This is a genomic window from Mesorhizobium dulcispinae, assembly GCF_033977345.1.
Classification (GTDB): domain Bacteria; phylum Pseudomonadota; class Alphaproteobacteria; order Rhizobiales; family Rhizobiaceae; genus Mesorhizobium; species Mesorhizobium dulcispinae.
This window is the reverse complement of the sequence record NZ_JAVIIY010000016.1, coordinates 89,813-107,799: the sequence shown is the minus strand read 5'-3', so window position 1 is coordinate 107,799 and position 17,987 is coordinate 89,813. Positions and strand designations below refer to the sequence as shown.

16 protein-coding genes and 4 pseudogenes are annotated in these 17,987 nt (G+C 60.2%); 5 read left to right on the top strand and 15 right to left on the bottom strand.

The window, feature by feature from the left end; genetic code table 11:
* A pseudogene (gene groEL, locus RFN30_RS26825) lies at positions 1-192 on the bottom strand (chaperonin GroEL); the annotation flags it as partial.
* Here groEL (RFN30_RS26825) and RFN30_RS26820 point away from each other — a divergent pair.
* Positions 185-427, top strand: a pseudogene (locus RFN30_RS26820) (Mu transposase domain-containing protein); the annotation flags it as partial. The pseudogenes groEL (RFN30_RS26825) and RFN30_RS26820 overlap by 8 nt on opposite strands.
* Positions 408-596, top strand: a complete 189-nt coding sequence (locus tag RFN30_RS26815; protein WP_320265065.1) for a cold-shock protein — start codon at positions 408-410, stop codon at positions 594-596. The pseudogene RFN30_RS26820 and the gene RFN30_RS26815, both read left to right, overlap by 20 nt.
* A 216-nt stretch (positions 597-812) precedes the next feature.
* On the opposite strand, the gene RFN30_RS26810 is transcribed toward RFN30_RS26815, so the two are convergent.
* Complete coding sequence (locus tag RFN30_RS26810) at positions 813-1,073, bottom strand: hypothetical protein (protein ID WP_320265064.1); 261 nt, start codon at positions 1,071-1,073, stop codon at positions 813-815.
* Between the two features lie 800 nt (positions 1,074-1,873).
* Positions 1,874-2,055: pseudogene (locus RFN30_RS26805) on the bottom strand (hypothetical protein); the annotation flags it as partial.
* Here RFN30_RS26805 and RFN30_RS26800 point away from each other — a divergent pair.
* Both RFN30_RS26800 and glmS read left to right on the top strand, forming a co-directional pair.
* Complete coding sequence (locus RFN30_RS26800) at positions 2,051-2,197, top strand: hypothetical protein (protein WP_320265063.1); 147 nt, start codon at positions 2,051-2,053, stop codon at positions 2,195-2,197. The pseudogene RFN30_RS26805 and the gene RFN30_RS26800 sit on opposite strands and share 5 nt — an antisense overlap.
* 189 nt (positions 2,198-2,386) lie before the next feature.
* Positions 2,387-4,210 carry a glutamine--fructose-6-phosphate transaminase (isomerizing) gene (gene glmS / locus RFN30_RS26795; RefSeq protein ID WP_320265062.1) on the top strand — a complete coding sequence of 608 codons (1,824 nt, stop codon included), beginning with the start codon at positions 2,387-2,389 and terminating at the stop codon, positions 4,208-4,210.
* 48 nt (positions 4,211-4,258) lie between these two features.
* Here the strand turns inward: glmS and groEL (RFN30_RS32460) are convergent.
* The 5 genes and pseudogenes from groEL (RFN30_RS32460) to glyA all read right to left on the bottom strand — a co-directional run.
* Positions 4,259-4,453 (bottom strand): annotated as a pseudogene (groEL, locus tag RFN30_RS32460) (chaperonin GroEL); the annotation flags it as partial.
* A gap of 365 nt (positions 4,454-4,818) precedes the next feature.
* Entirely contained in the window at positions 4,819-5,811 is a 993-nt protein-coding gene (locus RFN30_RS26785) for an adenosine kinase (protein WP_320265061.1), read from the bottom strand.
* 736 nt (positions 5,812-6,547) lie between these two features.
* Complete coding sequence (locus tag RFN30_RS26780) at positions 6,548-7,405, bottom strand: sterol desaturase family protein (protein ID WP_320265060.1); 858 nt, start codon at positions 7,403-7,405, stop codon at positions 6,548-6,550.
* A 729-nt stretch (positions 7,406-8,134) separates the two neighbouring features.
* A complete protein-coding gene (metK, locus tag RFN30_RS26775; RefSeq protein WP_320265059.1) occupies positions 8,135-9,331 on the bottom strand; it encodes a methionine adenosyltransferase in 1,197 nt (398 codons plus the stop codon).
* A 55-nt stretch (positions 9,332-9,386) separates the two neighbouring features.
* The gene (glyA, locus tag RFN30_RS26770) at positions 9,387-10,724 is read right to left on the bottom strand and encodes a serine hydroxymethyltransferase (RefSeq protein ID WP_320265071.1); all 1,338 of its coding nucleotides are present in this window, start codon (positions 10,722-10,724) and stop codon (positions 9,387-9,389) included.
* An 835-nt stretch (positions 10,725-11,559) separates the two neighbouring features.
* Between glyA and RFN30_RS26765 the strand changes: the two genes are divergently transcribed.
* Positions 11,560-11,736: a hypothetical protein gene (locus RFN30_RS26765; protein ID WP_320265058.1), complete on the top strand. Its 177-nt coding sequence runs from the start codon at positions 11,560-11,562 to the stop codon at positions 11,734-11,736.
* Here RFN30_RS26765 and RFN30_RS32455 read toward each other — a convergent pair.
* The 7 genes from RFN30_RS32455 to thiC all read right to left on the bottom strand — a co-directional run bounded on the left by RFN30_RS32455 (position 11,717) and on the right by thiC (position 17,958).
* A complete protein-coding gene (locus RFN30_RS32455; RefSeq protein ID WP_430699086.1) occupies positions 11,717-12,412 on the bottom strand; it encodes a hypothetical protein in 696 nt (231 codons plus the stop codon). The two genes, RFN30_RS26765 and RFN30_RS32455, sit on opposite strands and share 20 nt — an antisense overlap.
* Positions 12,413-12,782: 370 nt before the next feature.
* Positions 12,783-13,559 carry a hydroxymethylpyrimidine/phosphomethylpyrimidine kinase gene (locus RFN30_RS26755; protein ID WP_320265057.1) on the bottom strand — a complete coding sequence of 259 codons (777 nt, stop codon included), beginning with the start codon at positions 13,557-13,559 and terminating at the stop codon, positions 12,783-12,785.
* The gene (locus RFN30_RS26750) at positions 13,550-14,155 is read right to left on the bottom strand and encodes a thiamine phosphate synthase (protein ID WP_320265056.1); all 606 of its coding nucleotides are present in this window, start codon (positions 14,153-14,155) and stop codon (positions 13,550-13,552) included. The genes RFN30_RS26755 and RFN30_RS26750 overlap by 10 nt, the downstream gene beginning before the upstream one ends.
* Positions 14,152-14,925, bottom strand: a complete 774-nt coding sequence (locus RFN30_RS26745; RefSeq protein ID WP_320217833.1) for a thiazole synthase — start codon at positions 14,923-14,925, stop codon at positions 14,152-14,154. The genes RFN30_RS26750 and RFN30_RS26745 overlap by 4 nt, the downstream gene beginning before the upstream one ends.
* Positions 14,926-14,927: 2 nt before the next feature.
* Positions 14,928-15,125 carry a sulfur carrier protein ThiS gene (thiS, locus tag RFN30_RS26740; RefSeq protein WP_320217834.1) on the bottom strand — a complete coding sequence of 66 codons (198 nt, stop codon included), beginning with the start codon at positions 15,123-15,125 and terminating at the stop codon, positions 14,928-14,930.
* Positions 15,094-16,116, bottom strand: coding sequence for a glycine oxidase ThiO (thiO, locus tag RFN30_RS26735; protein WP_320265055.1), 1,023 nt, complete (start codon positions 16,114-16,116; stop codon positions 15,094-15,096). The genes thiS and thiO overlap by 32 nt, the downstream gene beginning before the upstream one ends.
* A 3-nt stretch (positions 16,117-16,119) precedes the next feature.
* The gene (gene thiC / locus RFN30_RS26730) at positions 16,120-17,958 is read right to left on the bottom strand and encodes a phosphomethylpyrimidine synthase ThiC (RefSeq protein ID WP_320265054.1); all 1,839 of its coding nucleotides are present in this window, start codon (positions 17,956-17,958) and stop codon (positions 16,120-16,122) included.
* Between the last annotated feature and the right edge of the window lie 29 nt (positions 17,959-17,987).

Genomic DNA, 17,987 nt, shown 5'->3' with positions numbered 1-17,987 from the left:
CATTGGCCGAGATCGTGCCGACCTGGGCGACTTCCTCGGAGGTCTTGATCTTCTTGGAGGCCTTGCCGAGAGCGGTGACGACTTCACCGACGGCGAGGTCGATACCGCGCTCGAGATCCATCGGGTCATGCCGGCGGCAACCGCCTTGTGGCCTTCCTGGACGATCGACTGCGCCAGAACGGTCGCGGTCGCCGGCCGGCTGTTCGAGAGCTGGGCGGCGTTCGAGGCGCATCTGGGGCGCCGTTGGGCAACTGCGGGACCTGATCCGCAAGGTCCAGGCCGACTGTGCGATCGATCTGGATACGAACAGGTACTCGGTGCCCTGGCACCTGATCGGCGAGAGCGTCCAGGTCGTGGTGTTGGCTGGCCGTGTGATCATCCTTCATGCGGCCAGATGATAAACGATCATGCCCTGTGCCGGGGGCAGTGGTACAATCGGCTTCATTGCTCCTCAAAACGGTGAGAAGGACATCTTCGTTCATGCCACCGCGCAGACCCGCTCAGGACTGAGCATGCTGATGGAGGGACAGAAGGTGTTTGTCCAATGCGGGCAGGGCAAGAAAGGCCTGGAAGTTCGGACTATTCGCCTCGCTTAGCCAAATGCGTTGGCCCAACCGAAATCGCGCCTCAGACGAAGAAAAAGCCCGCTGCCGGGAGGAGGTGACAGCGGGCTCTATTTCGATGAGACGCGGGAGGAGGTGCGCCCCACTCAGCGTCGGCACCACATCTGGGAGGAGTAGATGGCCGACAACATGATCATAGCAACAGCAACGGATATTGCAACGCACAAATTTTTTATCGCACGTGCGAAATCATGCCGGATCCACAACACATTGTGCCGTGGTCGCCGCGTCGATGCGGCGCCTCTCACGCAAATTGGCTATTTGGAAGATTGGGAGGAACGAATGAATGCTAAAGTTTTCAGCAGCCCCCTTTTCGTAAAGCGGGCTACGCACCCAGATCGCAGAGACCTGATCCACGAAGCCGCCCTTAGGGCACGATGCATACGACGGACGCAAGCCGGTAAGCACGGCGCGCAATGCCTTTTTGGGCTTTGCGAAGCGGGTCGCCATATTGGAAGATCCAACCCTCCGCGATGCAGTGGATCGCCGCCTGCCCATCCACCAGCCGCTAGACGAGCTTTCGTCGCAGCCGCGCGCGAAGCACGCGTTCTACGCAGCGTTCAGATTTAGGACGCCGCTCATTGAATCTCGGCCATCTGCGCATCGCTATTTTGGCGCGGTCCGAACACCCCTCCCGGCATCCGCCGGGAGCAAGCTAACCCCGGACTTCCGCGATGGCATCCTGGTCCGGCGCCGGATATTCCACCATGGGGGCGGGCCCAGCTGCGGCCCGCTCGGCTTCGCTTTCGTGGCGATGGTGATTGAAGGACGGAGCCCGAGCGGGAGTTGGTCCGCTGCAGATGTAGAGGGGCGATGCCGCCTCCATAAGTGCCGTTTGAACCATTCCCCATCCGGTCTCCTGGAACGCGCTCAGCGGACCGGCGGCGCGTGATCGCTGATGCTTCTTCCGACCGTCGGGAGCGGGATCTCGGCGACCAAGATGGGGAGATCATAATGATACTGGATTATCCCAATACGGAATGATCCGAAACTGGCTGGCGGAGAGCCGTCTCGTTTCTGGCCGGGCACATTTAAATACGCAAGTCCCTTCGATCGCCCGCCAACGCCGGCCTCGTGGAACAGCTGACTTCGACGCGCCATGATAAGGGCGCAGCCACGCCAAGGTGTCGAGGCGTTTCGCCACCGGCAGCTCGATTGCCTTGGGAGCGGTGGATCCCAAGATTGACCGCTGTGTGGCGTTGCCGCTCAGCGCCGGCGAGTGTCACCGCGCGCTACGCCGTCTCCGCTTTTTACCGAATTGCGCGTACCGCAGCCACCAAGTTCAGGGCAGGGCGGACCTCCTCCCATCTGCGCGTTTTGAGACCGCAGTCGGGATTCACCCCCACAGTTGGCCATCCAACAATCGATGGCGCGCAAGCATAATGAGGTTGAAAATCTCGGCCACTTCTGGGATCCCCGGCGAGTGAATGTCCAGCGGCGACCTCATCCCGGCCTTCGGCCAGGGCAAGGGCGAGCACGATCAGCTCGTCGGTCTTTTGCGCCGCGAAGGCGAACCACGACTTCACATCCGCTTCGAGTGCCGTCTCGATGTCCACGTCAATCGGCACATGTAGCATCGAAAGGCTCTGTTGGAATGCCGTCGCGCATCTTTGGTCCATTTATCGGGTGGATGATTGCTATTCCAACAATCAATTTTACCGTCCCAATAAAATCGTATTAGAGGATCCTGAATTGCAGCGCGTCGGTATCCTCGTCGTGATTGGTGCGTCGACTGAGGCTGCCGGAAAGAAGTCGGAGACGGCATGTGCGGGATTGTTGGTATTGTTGGGCAACTGCCCGTGTCGGAGCGGTTGGTCGACGCCTTGACGCGTCTGGAATATCGCGGCTATGATTCCGCCGGCGTTGCGACGATCACCGGGGGCGCCTTGCAGCGGAGGCGGGCTGAGGGCAAGCTCGTCAATCTCGAGACGAGACTGAAGGCAGAGCCGCTGAACGGCTCCATCGGCATCGCCCACACGCGCTGGGCAACCCACGGAGCGCCGACGGAAGGCAATGCGCACCCGCACTTTACCGGCGGTGTGGCCGTCGTTCATAACGGCATCATCGAGAATTTTGCCGAGCTGAAGGAGGAATTGACGGCGGCGGGAGCCGAGTTCCAGACCGACACCGACACGGAGGTCGTCGCGCATCTTGTGGCAAAACACCGCCAGGAGGGCATGGGGCGGGGCGAAGCGATGCATGCCATGCTGAAACGCGTCAAGGGCGCCTATGCGCTCGCCATCCTGTTCGAGGATGATCCGTCGAGCATCATCGCGGCGCGCAATGGACCACCGCTGGCAATCGGCCACGGCGACGGCGAGATGTTTTTGGCATCCGACGCGATCGCGCTTGCCCCCTTCACGAATGAAGTCACCTATCTCATCGACGGTGACTGGGCCGTAATCGGCAAGGGGGGTGCCGATATCTTCGATCTCGACGGCTACCCCGTAGAGCGTCCGCGTCAGACCTCCATGGCCGCGGCTTATCTGGCCAACAAAGGCAAACATCGCCACTTCATGGAGAAGGAAATCTACGAGCAGCCCGAGGCCATTGGCCATGTGCTCGCCCATTATGTCAGCTTGATAGAGAATCGCGCCGATCCGGTTCCTAGCTTCGATTTTGCCAGCATTCCGAGCCTGGCGATCTCTGCCTGCGGCACCGCCTACCTCGCCGGACTGATCGGAAAATACTGGTTCGAGCGCTATGCTCGCCTGCCAGTCGAAATCGACGTTGCGTCCGAATTTCGCTACCGCGAGATCCCGTTGTCGCCCCAGTCTGCTGCTCTTTTCATTTCGCAATCTGGCGAAACCGCCGATACGCTGGCCTCGCTGAGATACTGCAAGAAGCTTGGACTGAAAATTGGCGCGATCGTCAATGCCGCCGAATCGAGTATCGCTCGGGAGGCCGACGCGGTCTTCCCGATCCTTGCCGGCCCGGAAATCGGCGTCGCCTCCACCAAGGCCTTCACCTGCCAGCTTGCCGTTCTTGCCGCACTTGCCATCAGCGCCGCCCGGACCCGCGGAACGGTAACCGAAAATGAGGTGCAGGCGCTGGTCCGAAGCCTTGCCGAAATGCCGCGCATTATGGGCCAGGTCCTGAACAGCATCCAACCTAAGATAGAGCTTCTGGCGCGCGAATTATCTAAGTATCAAGACGTCTTGTATCTTGGCCGTGGCACCAGTTTCCCACTGGCGATGGAAGGTGCGCTGAAGCTCAAGGAGATTTCCTACATCCACGCCGAGGGCTATGCGGCGGGTGAATTGAAGCACGGTCCGATCGCATTGATAGACAAGGACATGCCGGTGATCGTCATCGCGCCATTTGATCGCTTTTTCAACAAGACCGTCTCCAATATGGAGGAAGTCGCCGCCCGTGGAGGGCGGGTTATCCTCGTCACCGATGAAAAAGGAGCAACCGCATCCAAGCTCGACACCATGCACACGATCGTGCTGCCAGCTGTCGACGAGATTATCGCGCCGATGGTCTTCTCGCTGCCCATACAGCTTCTTGCCTATCACACAGCGCTCTTCATGGGTACAGATGTCGACCAGCCGCGCAACCTCGCAAAATCAGTCACCGTCGAATGATTGTGACGCGCTCATAGCTGGGGCCGTCCATTGGAAATACATTCCAAGTGACAAAGCGCGTCGCACCGGTACTTGGATGTCGACGAGACGCAGATCGATGGCGATACCCGCGGTTAGGTCGGCATTTGCCCCGGTGAAGGTAATGCCCAGCGAAGCACCCAGCAGAGCCACGCTGCCATCCGCGACAATGCCTTCTTCTACGGTCGCGCGGGTCGCGTTCAGGGCGTCGACACGATCCTGCCGGGCCAAATCGACAAACGGCGCGCTGTGCAGAACTGGGCCAGACGGCGGTTCGGCCCGGCTGCGCAATGGCTGTGAGCCCGGGCCTCTGGTCGGACCGATTGGTGCGCGAGGGCAGGGTGGCGCGCCAGTAGAACTGCGAGGTTAGTCGCATGCTGGAGTACGCGAATGTGGGCGTCCGCGCCGACTGATGTCAAGATCACCTGAAACCGGTAAGTGGCGCCAACCCGTTTCCGAGTTCCGGTAATTAGACTGGGACGCCAAGGGGAAAACCGCCCTCAACGGGATGCACATGGGACATTTCGATTTGCCCGCGCTTTCCTAAACAGCTGTCACTAGGAGGAAGGAAGCTAGTCCTTGGCACGCCCCTACAGCAGCCCGGCTTGCCCGGCCTCGCGGCGCAGGTTCTGGCGCGGACGCGGGCCGATCTGCTGGATCACCAGGCCGGCGGCCAGCGAGCCGAGATCGCCGCACTCCTTGAGGCTGCGTCCGGTCGTGTAGCCGTAAAGGAAGCCGGCGGCATAGAGGTCGCCGGCGCCGGTCGTGTCGACCAATTCCTCGATCGCCGTCGCCTGGATGATAACGGTCTCGTCGCCGCGCACGATGACCGAGCCTTTCTCAGAACGGGTGACGGCGGCTATTCTGCAGTCCTTGCGGATGGCGGCCAACGCCTCCTCGAACGAGGAGGTCTGGTAGAGAGACTTGATCTCGTGGCTGTTGGCAAAGACGATGTCGACGGTGCCCGAGCGCATCAGCTCGAGGAACTCATCGCGGTAGCGGTCGACGCAAAAGGAATCCGAAAGCGTCATCGACACTTCGCGGCCGGCGGCATGCGCCAGCCTCGCGGTCTGTCGGATCGCTTCCTTGGCGCGCGGCGGATCCCACAGATAGCCTTCGAAATAGGTGACCTTGGCGCCGGCGGCCTTGTCGGCCTCGACGTCCTCCGGCCCGAGTTCGATGCAGGCGCCGAGATAGGTATTCATCGAACGCTCGCCATCGGGCGTGACGAAGATCATCGAGCGAGCCGTCGGCGGCTCGCCATTGAGCGGCTTGGTGTCGAAGGCCACGTCCTGGGCGTGGATGTCGTGGGTGTAGATTTCGCCGAGCGCGTCGTTCGACACCTTGCCGAAGAAGGCGGCGCGGCCGCCGAAGCTCGCGACACCCGCCGCCGTGTTGCCGGCGCTGCCGCCTGAAGCTTCGATCGCCGGTCCCATGCGGCTGTAGAGCAGCTCGGCGCGCCGGGTGTCGATGAGGTTCATCGCGCCCTTGATGATGCCGTTGGTTTCCAGGAAGGCCTCGTCACACTGCGCGATGATATCGACTATAGCATTGCCGATGCAAAGCACGTCATATTCCGGCATCGATATCTCCAACGACTGCCGGCTTTCTGCCACGCCGGCCGGGCGCGATCAGTTGGGATGGGCTTTCCCCATGCCAATCTATTCGGCGCGAGTCTCGCGGCGCTGCGAGCTTTGCATCGCGCCATAAGTGCCAGCCTCTCCTAGGTAGACTCAAGCTCTTCGCACCCGCAGTGCTCATAGTCGCGGGAAATAAATGCACCCGGCTTGACCTCGCTGACCTCAAAGAGCCTTTGGGATTCTTACCAGTTTTAGCGATTTGGTGTTGCAAGGCCTCCGTGAATTTTCTGGAAGGATCTGCTACAATGCTGAACCGAAACGCAACGCTATGCCGGAGACGATCCGAGGTGGCAGCGGGCTGATAATGCCGCGCCACGGCGCGGTACAAAACGGCTATTTGACCGGTTTGCACTCCGCCGCCTGGCTGGTTTCAGTTGATAAACCGTGTCGTGAAGCAGAAACAGGTGCCCACTTTGCCCCGTTAGACAGAGCGCGGAGGCCCGAGAGGGAATTGCTGGCTTGACGGTGCAGCGCCGGCAAAGTCACGCGACTGGCGCGACCATCTCCGGTCAATCTCGCCAACGCGGCAGCGCGATAGGAAAATTCCCTACTCTGCTGCCGCTCAGGCGCAATAGTCCTTGTTAGGTGGATGCTTGTCGGGCGTCTGAGGGATGTTCCAGCATTCATTGATGGCTTTCTGGCCTCGGCAGTCAGATACGAGGCGTAAGCCTCCACTCGTCTAATCCCTGGCCTCCACAGCATTTCCGACTTTGGGTTTACGCCAGCGACGTCGATCGAATGGGAACATGATGTAATCCCGCACGGTCAGCGGCTCGGGCTGGTTTCGCATGCCAACCTCCGGCCACTCATTCTTTTTTGGCCAGTATGCCGTTAGAAAAATCGTATCCCAGATGGTTGTGAAAAACCCATAGTTTCGGTGCCGGTGATGCGCTTCCATCGAGTGGTGGATGCGGTGGAATTTGTTGTCGCCGATGATGTATCGAAGCGGCCCAAGATTGATGCGGGTACTAGAGTGCGAAAGATGGGCCTGGAACGTAATCAGCGTCATGGCAACGATGGGCACCACGCCAGATTCAAAATGGATCAGAGCGAGTGGCAGTGCTACCAGCGCTGCGTAAACAAGGGGTTCGGAGATGTGATGATTGCAATTCCATGCCGTCAATTCGCGGATCGAGTGGTGCGTAGCGTGAAGCCGCCAGAGGAATGGAACAGCATGCTGAGCGCGGTGCATCCAATAATAAAAGAAATCGCCAGCAATCGCGACTAAAACCCCGGAAAGGACCGCCAATCCACTGCCGACGATTGCGTTGTCAGAGTGGAGCAAGGTTGCGAAATTGATCGTTACCAGCGGCTTTATTCCTAACCAGGCCAGACCAACAGCGAAGAAGTGCCAAACAAACGCACCCAACCCGAGCCGAATAAGCCAATTCCGCACGCCGCGAGCGTATGACGCAAGACTGTATCGATAGGCCGGAACGGTGAACTCCAGCGCGGCGCAAATGGTGGCGAAGACCACCACCAGCTCAAGCGAGTTCACGAAGATCTGCGATATGTGATTAAAATCGAGAATTTGCATTTGTTTGCTCCGGCGAATCGTTCAAGCTGCGCTAGCTTCAGGTCGGAACATCGAGGCAGTCATTTTCGTCATCAGGGCGAATCCAATGGTTAGTCGATCTCCGGCGCGGCCCGATAAATTCGAGGTCGGCACCCCGAATTTGTATCCGCGCAGAAAGTACCAATTGCACGTAACGGTCATGCAATTTGCTTTTCGTGCGCATTCAGCCGTGATTATTCCGTCGGTACGCGGGGCATCGCGGGAGCGGACTATGCGGAGTTCTTCTGGATTGGTAAAATCGATTGTTTGGATGAGACGTATCCGTTTCCTAAATGGTCGGAAAAGCCCTTGGGCGAGTTTGCTTGCCCGAGGCGACAGACTATGCGTCAGTGTTGCGGCGGTGCTACGGCAAAAGAGCGTTGCAAAAATCAGCGTAAGCGTCACGAGCCCCGCACCGCTGGGTAGTTGGTCGACAGAGGCAGGTCAGATGCGGGCTGCATTGTGACGCTCACAAATCAGCAGCTCGGCGCGCAGAGTGTCGACCGAGGGTCATCGCGACTTGCCAATGCAGGCTTTTCGGGGAAGTCCGCGTCGTGCGCGATGATTTCGACAATGGCATCGCCGAGTTAAAGCAGGTCACATTTCACCATCAATGGCTTTCCTGTTCGCCAGCGGACCCCGGCTTCCTTCCATGCCGACCGGCAAAGTCTGGTCATAGACGGGTGTTGCGCGTCCTTTTGGGACCGGATTTCAAGGTGCGGCGAGCCCGGCCTCGCGCCGCAAATCGTCGGCTCTGTCAGTCCTCTCCCAGGTGAACTCGGGCTCTTCGCGACCGAAATGACCATAGGTCGCAGTCTTGCGGTAAATCGGGCGTAACAGATCAAGCATCTTGATAATGCCCTTCGGTTTGAGATCGAACAACTCAGGAATGAGCTGCTCGATCCTTCTTTCCTCGACCCTTGCTGTCCCGAAAGTATTGACCATGACAGAAACCGGACTGGCCACGCCGATCGCGTAAGCAAGCTGCACCTCGCAGACGTCCGCGAGTCCGCTAGCCACTATATTCTTAGCGACATATCGCGCGGCATAGGCAGCCGAGCGGTCAACCTTGGATGGGTCCTTGCCTGAAAAGGCGCCACCGCCATGACGCCCCATTCCACCATAGGAATCGACGATGATCTTGCGTCCAGTGAGGCCGCAGTCGCCGCGGGGCCCCCCGACCACGAACCGCCCTGTTGGGTTGACCAGAATTCTGATGTCTTTCGTTTCCAGGTCGGTCGGCAGGACCGGCTTTATTATTTCCTCAATGACCCCCTCGCGAACTGTCTCTTGCGAGACCTGCTCATTGTGTTGCGTCGACACGACGATGGTATCCAGGGCAACGGGGCGCAAGCCCTCATAACGCACGGAGACTTGAGATTTCACGTCAGGACGCAACCAGCTTAGCTGTCCGGCCTTGCGGACATCTGCCTGCCTTTTCGTCAAACCGTGGGCGAGCTGGATCGGCAACGGCATCAAAGTATCGGTCTCGCGGCATGCGTAGCCGAACATGAGGCCTTGATCTCCTGCTCCCTGTTCGAGATCTTGTCCCCGACCTTCGTCAACCCCTTGGCTGATGTCGGGTGACTGCTCGGTGAGGGCATGAATGACGGAGCAACGCCGGCCGTCAAAGCCAACCGCCTCATCGTCGTATCCAATATCAACAATCGTATCGCGGGCCACTTGGCCGTAGTCGACCGTCACATCGCTGGTAATCTCGCCAGCCAGAACGACGGTTCCTGTCTTCACCAAGGCTTCACATGTCTTCACCAGGGCTTCACAAGCGACGCGCGCCTTCGGATCGAAGCGCAAGACCGCGTCGAGGACTGCGTCCGAGATGTTGTCGGCGAGCTTGTCCGGGTGTCCCGCGCCAACCGATTCGGAAGAGAAAACGAACTGCCTAGCCATGAAATGCCTCGCTTCGGGTGTTGGAGTTTGCATGGGGCATTTTTCTTAGCCCGCCTTACCTGTCGGTGATGCCCGGGACCTCGAACGCAGCGCATAAATCGGCAACGTCTTTTCGCACGCAGGCATGAACATCCGGATCGTTGGGCTGGCGACAGACCAGGTCAATAAAGGCAGCGATTTGCACCATTTCCCCCTCGCGCATGCCCATTGACGTCACTGCTGGCGACCCCAAGCGAATTCCGCTTGTAACCGCTGGATCGCGCGGATCGCCCGGCACCATGTTAAAGTTCGTAATGATGCCCGCCTTTGATAATCGCTCGGCATAAGCCTTGCCCGACAGTGATCGATCGCGCAGGTCAAGGATGAGCATGTGATTGTCGGTCCCCCCGGTAACCAGGTCATAACCTCGCTCAAGCAGCGCCTGGGCAAGAGCCTTGGCATTCTTGACGGTCTGTTGGCCGTAGGTACGGAATGCCGGGGTCGCCGCTTCCTGTAAGGCGACTGCTAGCGCAGCGATAACATTCATATGTGGCCCGCCCTGCAGGTGAGGGAAGACCGCGCGATCAATCCGCCTGGAGAGATTGTATTTGCTCTTCGGATGATAGAGCGCCTGATAACGATCCTCGTTCCTCGACAAAATGAAGCCACCGCGGGGGCCGCGGATCGACTTATGAGAAGTGCTGCTGACGACGTCGCAATGGCGCACGGGATTCGGATGCGCCCCTGCCACAATCAGGCTGCTGATATGCGCAATGTCGGCCACGAGATAGGCGTTCGCCTCCCGAGCAATTTCTGCCATTGCCGCGTAGTCAAAGACACGCGGATAAGCAGTCCCGCCGATCCAAATGAGCCGCGGCCGTTCGCGCTTAGCTGTCTCGCGCAAGAGGTGATAGTCAATTTGCTGGGTCTTTTCGTGTAGCCCATAGGGGACTCGCCGGTAGTCGGTTCCAGAAAAGTTGATAGCCCAGCCATGGGTCAGATGACCCCCTTCCGGAATGGGCAAGCCCATGACTTTGTCGCCGGGCTTCAAAAGCGCGCGATAGACAGCCTGATTGGCCGGCGAGCCGGAATAGGGCTGGACGTTGGCGTGTTCGCTTCCAAATAGCTTCTTCAAGCGCTCGATGGCGAGGTTCTCAAGCTCATCGACAATCTCGTTTCCCGCATAGTAGCGCGCACCTGGGTACCCCTCGGCGTACTTGTTTGTGAAAATCGACCCGGTCGCTTCGAGCACTGCCGAGGAGGCAAAGTTTTCAGAAGCGATGAGTTTGAGCGTCGTGCGCTCCTGTCGCTCTTGTCTCAGGAGCAGTTCGTGAACGCAGCTATCAACCGAGGCTAAGGAAGAGCGTCCGTAAGTGTCGGGCTGCGCGATGGCGCGCTCGGCAGAGTTGTCCATCATGGGCTCGCGCTCCAATCTATTTCACGATCAAGCAGGCTGTCCCCTTCGGCTGCTCGTCTCGTATCGCTTCGAGTCGTTGTAAGTCTCGTTCATGATGGCCATCGCAGTGGGGCAGGAGATCGACTAGCAATTGGACCAGACCACCGTGCTTGTCTCCTGGTTTGAGATGATAGGAGCGCCACGGGCGCTGTTCGTCGCAGCAAAGAAAGTCGGCTCTGGCGAGTAGCCGGACATGTCGCACAACGCGATCGCGACGCAGATCCAAAATGTCTGCCAGCTCGCAGACTGTTAAGTCCGCATGCGCGCAAAGGCCCAGGATTCGAAGGCGATCAAAATGTGCTGCCGCCCGTAGGCGACTGACCAGTGTCATCATTGTTCAGCATCAAACCACGTGAAAAGAAGGGACGATATTTGCACTGAGTTTGTCATTTGGCGTTCTCCGCAGATGTTGCAGCTTTCGACCCAATTATCTCGTTGCTATATCACCGACTGGACACTCTGATCAGTCGCGTAGATACGTAATTATTTCCACGCATGTAATTGTTTCGAACCGACAGTGATTGAGTGGGAGCAACCATGACGGGAGCTCTTCTTGCTTTTTGCCTTTAGTTATAGATTTCGTGCGGTTCGGCGGTCGCAGAATAGGAAGGACCGCGGTTTTGATGACCTGATACGTCGAGATAAGCCTACCATTCTCAGCGATTTCGGGTTGCTAAGAGTCTATGAATTTCTTTGAAGAAACTGTTGCAATGTCTGCTCGCCGAGATGCCGGCCAAGATGGGCCGAGCCGCATAGTTTCAAACCAATGGGGCAACATGGTAGAGATGGAAGAATGCCAAAAACATCCTTGCGTCGAAGCGCACCGATCGTGGTACGGGGCCTGCGGCTTTTGGACTTTGAAGACGTGCTCGACAAGATCAAGGCCAGCAGTCGCAACAGCGCTGAGATGAACTCACAGGGCGTGAAAGCGCTTGACGGTGGCGCCTTGGTTACGCTCCTGGCAGCGTGACCGTCGACGCCACTTCGAAGACGTCAAGCAGAATTGCCGACCCAACGCCGCAGGCGGTCAGGATGAGGCCGGCCATGAAAATGCGGTTGGCGCGTTCGTAGACGTGGCGTCGCAGCGAACTGATGTCGAGCAACAGCGACAGCGCCCGCATCTGCGAGGCTATGCCGACCAGGATTGGGACCACTGCGAACAGGTCGTAAAATCGCCACGGCACTGGGTTCGCCGCCCAATGTGTGACGAAACCCAGCGAAAACGCCAGCAATATGCCGACGACGGTGATCGTGCCGTTGCGGAAGACGGTCTCGATCGGTTCTTCCTCCGGGTTATGCTCGTCCAATTTCCTCTCTCTGCAGGTCTGCGCAGTCGCACAGATGCGAACTGACCCTAAGATCCTTCGAAGACTGAAGTTTGCCGACTTCGGGCTGGTCGCGTCATCGGGATTGATCAATGAGTCCACCTCTTGATACAGGAAATGAGCAAAACTAAGTCGGCATGGGCGCGCGATGCTGAGGAAGGGTGGCAGTTCCGAGCGGGCCGCTGTTGGCGCGCGTGCGGAAGGCAACGACATGAAGTTCCGTCTGACTGTATCCTGGTCAGCGGCATTGAGGCCGACGAGAAAACGGTAGGCGGCCTCATACAGGATATGGCTCGATTGAAAGTCCTTGAGTGTGGCCATCTTTGATCAGGAGGGCCCGCACACTCGGTGCCAGCAAAGCAGCTCAAATATGCGCCCGTCCACCTTGCTCATATTCTGCGAGCCTCAAGAATCGACGCCACTTCTGAATCGTTGAGGACAGCGATTGCGCTCGGCTCGAAGGCGCGTGTACGGGCGCTGCCGTGAAGAACACTTGCCATAGGGCATCCTCATCCTGACGACTGAGGTTTGACGATGCACCGTCCTCGGGGACTACACACCGAGCTCCCGCCGCTTATTGTCGGCTGAACCGAAATCACCAATCCACGGACCAGAGCCACAAAAGCGGTCAGGATCCAGATGCTTTCGTCATGAGGCACCGGCCGGCGAACATGATCCTTCGAGGCGAAGACTATCGCGAGCCAGATCCCCACATGGGGTTCTTCGAGATCTTTTCGAAGACAAGAAGCTTGGCCTGGAGCACGGCTTTCTCGATCGAATCCCCGGTCGCCAGATACGCCGCTATCGCGCTGGCCAGGATACAGCCAGTGCCGCGCATCGATCCGGCAAGCCTGGGCATGTCGAAGCGGATGGGTTCCCGGCCGCGGCTCAACAGGATATCTGTGGACCTCGGCCCTTCCGCGTGGCCGCCCTTGACGAGCAGCGCCTGCGGCCCTTCCGCAAGTAATCGCCTTTCCTGCCGCAACGCATCATCGTCGCCCGCGGCCAATTCCGAACCGGTCAGCACCGCCAGTTCAATGAGGTTGGGCGTGACCAGGCGGCAAAGCGGCATGAGATCACGCTTCATGACGTCGATCGCACCCGGTTCCAGCAGTTGCCTGCCCGACGAGGAAGCCAGCACCGGATCGAGGATTGCCGGTATCCGCGGATTTTCGCGCAGCACGGCGGCGACGGCAGCGATGATCTGCGCAGTTGGGAGCATCCCGATCTTGATGGCCGCCACCGCGTTGGCCTGCAATGCTGCCCGCATTTGATCGGCCACCAGGCCGGGTTGCATGTGACGGATATCCCCGACGGCGTGGTGCGTCTGCACCGTTACCGCGGTGACAGCAACGCAAGTGCGCAGACCGATTGAAGAGATCGTCTCGATATCGCGCGCAATTCCGGCACCCCCACTGGAGTCCGATCCGCCAACGACAAGCACATTCAGGTTTTGACTCAGCGCCATCCCTCCGTCTTTTCGATCCATTCCCCGGTGCGCGCTTCGGGATCCGGATTCAGCGTTATGTCCGTCACCACCGCCGCGCTGTCGGCTCCGGCCTCGAAAACACCGTCAAGCCGCTCGGGATTGAGACCGCCGATGGCGACCAGCGGAATGGGTGCGACGGCGTCCTTCCAGGCGCGAACCCTTTCGAGCCCCTGCGGCGCCCATTTCATCTTCTTCAGGATGGTCGGATAGACGGGGCCCAGCGCAACGTAGTCGGGCCTAGCTGCCATGGCCATCTGCAATTCACTATGGTCATGGGTGCTCAGTCCGAGCCTTATGCCGGCTGCCCGTATCTGAGGCAGGTTGGCGGTCTGCAGGTCCTCTTGCCCGAGATGGACGAAGTCGCAGCCCTCCTCGATCGCCAACCGCCAATGGTCGTTGACGATGAGCTGGCAATCGTATCGTTCGCACAACGCCTTTGCCCCGCGGATTTCTGCGCGCAACCTGCACTCGTCCATGTCCTTGATGCGGAGCTGCACCAGCCTGACGCCGAGCGGCACCAGTCGCTCGATCCAGGCGGCGCTGTCCACGATCAGATAGAAGGGATCGAGCTTCATGAGAAAACCGCCCTCCCGATCGTCGGCGTCGACGGCACGGCGACGTCGCGCGGCTCGAGCAGGCCCGAACCATACGCCTCGCGGCCGGCATCGACCGCCTTGCTGAAAGCGCGCGCCATTCCGACCGGATCGACGGCCTTGGCGACCGCCGTGTTGAGGAGCACGGCATCGAAGCCGAGCTCCATCACGGTTGCCGCATGCGACGGTCGTCCGAGACCCGCATCGACGATCAACGGAACGTCGGGGAAATGCCCGCGCATCGAGCGCAGCGCCATGATGTTGACCGGCCCGAGCGCCGAGCCGATCGGCGCGCACCAGGGCATCAGGACCTTGCAACCTGCCTCCAGCAGCCGCTCGGCGACGACAAGGTCGTCGGTGGTGTAGGGGAACACGCTGAAGCCGTCCTCGCAAAGGATGCGGGCGGCCTCGACCAGACCGAACACGTCGGGCTGCAGCGTATCGTGGTTGCCGATCACTTCGAGCTTGATCCAGGACGTGTCGAAGACCTCGCGCGCCATCTTTGCGGTCGTGACGGCTTCCTTGACCGAATGGCAGCCGGCGGTATTGGGCAGCACCCTCACGCCGAGCGCGCGGATCAACGACCAGAATTGTTGGCCGCCCCTGCCGCCAGCCATTTCACGGCGCAGCGAGACCGTCACCACCGAGGTGCCCGACGCCTTGACCGCTTCGGCCAGTATGGCCGGCGATGGATATTGCGCGGTGCCGAGGAGCAGCCGGGAGGCAAGCTTCGTTCCGAGAAGATCGAACATGGCTAGCCTCCCTGCATGGGCGAAAGGATTTCGATCCGGTCGCCGTCGGCCAATCGAAATTCCGCCCGGCTGGCCGCGGGCACGACATCGCCGTTCAGCGCGGTGGCGAGCCAGCCGCCCTCATAGTCGAGCTCCTTCAAAAGGGCGTCGAGCGTCGTCGCCTCGACCTCACGCGCTTCGCCATTGACGATCAGCTTCATTTTCAGACTCCAGGCCGGCAGATGAATTGCCGGCAGATGAATTGAAGAGAAGGCCGGCAGCCTGCTCGGCCATGGCCGGTGAAAGCAGGAAACCGTGCCGATAGAGGCCATTGACCGTGATCGTGCCGTCCTTCCAACACTTCACCAGCGGCAGATTGTCGGGATAGGCAGGGCGCACGCCCACTCCTGTCTCGACGATTTCGGCCTCGCCGAACGCCGGATGGAGTGCATAGGCCGCATTGAGGAGCTCCATCAGCGAACGGGCGGTGATCGGTCCGTCATGGTCGCTTTCGATCATGGTCGACCCGACCATGAAGTGATGATCGGCCCGCGGCACGACATAGATCGGATGGCGGGGATGGAGGAGACGCACCGGCCGGGCAAGCGAGACCTCACGCGTATGCAGGAGCAGCATTTCGCCGCGCACGCCGCGCAGATCGTCGTCGGCCCGCGCGATGCCCGTACAGTCGATCACCTGATCGAAGCCGGAAGGAGCGATCTCGCCCGCCTCGAAAAGGAAAACGACGCCCATCGCTCGCAGTTCGCCGGCGAGGGCCTCGAGCGCCCGGCGGGGATCGAGGTGGGCTTCGCCGGCAAAGAACAGGCCCTGCCGAAAGCGGCCGGCAAGGTCGGGTTCGAGGGCGGCAATCGCCTCCTCGTCGACGGACTCGCAATTGCGCGTAAGAGCCGCAAAACGCGCGAGCTCGGAGGCGTCGCGCGCCTGGGCGACGACGAGAGTGCCGGCCCTCGTCACGAGCCCGGGCAGTGTTCTTTCCCACCAGTCGGCCGAAACCTTGCCGAGCGTGACAACCGCCTCCTCGGCGCTTTCGCGTTCGCACCAGGGGGCGAGCATGCCGCCGGCGAGCCAGGAAGCATTGCCGCCTATCTGGCTGCGAATTTCGGCGACCGTGACCGACGCACCCCGCGCAGCCAATTCATGGGCGACGGTGAGGCCCGCCACACCGGCGCCTTTGACAAGGACACGGCGCATGACTCAGCGCGACTCCTGATCATCAAGCGCCGAAGCCTGTTCTTCCGGCGTTTCGACCGGCATATAGAGATCGCCGCCTGCGCGGTATTTCTCAGCCATCGCCGCCATCCCCTCCTTTTGCGCTTCCGCGCGAATGTCGTGGGAGATGCGCATGGAGCAGAATTTCGGCCCGCACATCGAGCAGAAATGCGCCAGCTTGTGCGCCTCCTTGGGCAAGGTCTCGTCGTGGAACGAGCGCGCCGTTTCGGGGTCGAGCGACAGGTTGAACTGGTCTTCCCAGCGGAACTCGAACCGCGCGCGGGAAAGAGCATCGTCCCTGACCTTCGCCGCAGGGTGGCCCTTGGCGAGATCCGCGGCGTGTGCGGCGATCTTATAGGTGATCACGCCGGTCTTGACGTCATTACGGTCGGGCAGGCCGAGATGCTCCTTCGGCGTGACGTAGCAGAGCATTGCCGTGCCGAACCAGCCGATCATGGCAGCACCTATGCCGGAGGTGATGTGATCGTAGCCCGGCGCGATGTCCGTGGTGAGCGGCCCCAGCGTATAGAACGGCGCCTCGCCGCAGACGGCGAGCTGCTTGTCCATGTTCTGCTTGATCTTGTGCATCGGCACATGACCGGGCCCCTCGATCATCACCTGGCAGTCCTTGGCCCAGGCGATCTGAGTCAGCTCGCCTAGCGTTTCCAGCTCGGCGAACTGCGCGGCGTCGTTGGCGTCGGCGATCGAGCCCGGACGAAGCCCGTCGCCGAGCGAGAAGGACACGTCGTAGGCCCGACAAATGTCGCAGATCTCGGCGAAGTGTTCGTAGAGGAAGCTCTCGCGGTGGTGGTGCAGGCACCATTTGGCCATGATCGAGCCGCCGCGCGAGACGATCCCGGTCACCCGGTCGACAGTCAGCGGTATATAGTGCAGCCGCACGCCGGCATGGATGGTGAAATAGTCGACGCCCTGCTCGGCCTGCTCGATCAGCGTGTCGCGATAGACTTCCCAACTCAGATCCTCGGCGACACCGCCCACCTTCTCCAGCGCCTGGTAGAGCGGCACCGTGCCGATCGGCACCGGCGCGTTGCGCACGATCCATTCGCGAATGTTGTGGATGTTGCGGCCCGTCGACAGATCCATGACCGTGTCGGCGCCCCAGCGGATCGCCCAGACCATCTTTTCGACCTCTTCGGCCATCGAGGACGTGACGGCGGAATTGCCGATATTGGCGTTGATCTTCACCAGGAAATTGCGGCCGATGATCATCGGCTCGCTTTCGGGATGGTTGATGTTGGCGGGAATGATCGCGCGGCCGCGCGCCACCTCGTCGCGTACGAATTCCGGCGTGACGAAGTCCGGTATCGATGCGCCGAACGCCTCGCCATCCTGTTGCAGCCTGCCGCGCACGATCTCGCGGCCAAGGTTTTCGCGGATGGCCACGAATTCCATCTCGGGCGTGATGATCCCGGCGCGCGCATAGGCAAGCTGCGTTACCGCCTTGCCTGCCTTTGCCCTCAGCGGAGGGTTGCGGAGGGAAAATTCCCGCGTCAGGCGCTCTCCCGTCGCAAATCCGTTGTCCTCCGGCCTGACATGGCGGCCGTCATAGGACACGACATCGCCGCGTGCGGCGATCCAGTCCTGCCGAAGGCGGGCAAGACCCTTTTCGATGTCCGTTTCAATCGCGGGGTCGGTATAGGGGCCTGACGGATCGTAGACCGTCACCGGCGGCTCACCGGCAGTCGGGTGGACCGCGATCTCCCGCATGGGCACCCTGACCTGTGAATGGAGGACGCCGGATTTGTGGATCTTGCGCGACGCCGGCAGCGGCCCGGTCGACACGGTGGGGGTCAAGGCATTCATTTGAGGCTCCTTTGCTCATCTGCATTGGA

Coding starts and splice junctions, on each gene's coding strand:
- RFN30_RS26815 (WP_320265065.1), top strand. CDS start 408: ATGCCCTGTGCCGGGGGCAGTGGTACAATCGGCTTCATTGCTCCTCAA.
- RFN30_RS26810 (WP_320265064.1), bottom strand. CDS start 1,073: ATGGCGACCCGCTTCGCAAAGCCCAAAAAGGCATTGCGCGCCGTGCTT.
- RFN30_RS26800 (WP_320265063.1), top strand. CDS start 2,051: ATGTCCAGCGGCGACCTCATCCCGGCCTTCGGCCAGGGCAAGGGCGAG.
- glmS (WP_320265062.1), top strand. CDS start 2,387: ATGTGCGGGATTGTTGGTATTGTTGGGCAACTGCCCGTGTCGGAGCGG.
- RFN30_RS26785 (WP_320265061.1), bottom strand. CDS start 5,811: ATGCCGGAATATGACGTGCTTTGCATCGGCAATGCTATAGTCGATATC.
- RFN30_RS26780 (WP_320265060.1), bottom strand. CDS start 7,405: ATGCAAATTCTCGATTTTAATCACATATCGCAGATCTTCGTGAACTCG.
- metK (WP_320265059.1), bottom strand. CDS start 9,331: ATGGCTAGGCAGTTCGTTTTCTCTTCCGAATCGGTTGGCGCGGGACAC.
- glyA (WP_320265071.1), bottom strand. CDS start 10,724: ATGGACAACTCTGCCGAGCGCGCCATCGCGCAGCCCGACACTTACGGA.
- RFN30_RS26765 (WP_320265058.1), top strand. CDS start 11,560: ATGCCAAAAACATCCTTGCGTCGAAGCGCACCGATCGTGGTACGGGGC.
- RFN30_RS32455 (WP_430699086.1), bottom strand. CDS start 12,412: ATGGCCACACTCAAGGACTTTCAATCGAGCCATATCCTGTATGAGGCC.
- RFN30_RS26755 (WP_320265057.1), bottom strand. CDS start 13,559: ATGGCGCTGAGTCAAAACCTGAATGTGCTTGTCGTTGGCGGATCGGAC.
- RFN30_RS26750 (WP_320265056.1), bottom strand. CDS start 14,155: ATGAAGCTCGATCCCTTCTATCTGATCGTGGACAGCGCCGCCTGGATC.
- RFN30_RS26745 (WP_320217833.1), bottom strand. CDS start 14,925: ATGTTCGATCTTCTCGGAACGAAGCTTGCCTCCCGGCTGCTCCTCGGC.
- thiS (WP_320217834.1), bottom strand. CDS start 15,125: ATGAAGCTGATCGTCAATGGCGAAGCGCGTGAGGTCGAGGCGACGACG.
- thiO (WP_320265055.1), bottom strand. CDS start 16,116: ATGCGCCGTGTCCTTGTCAAAGGCGCCGGTGTGGCGGGCCTCACCGTC.
- thiC (WP_320265054.1), bottom strand. CDS start 17,958: ATGAATGCCTTGACCCCCACCGTGTCGACCGGGCCGCTGCCGGCGTCG.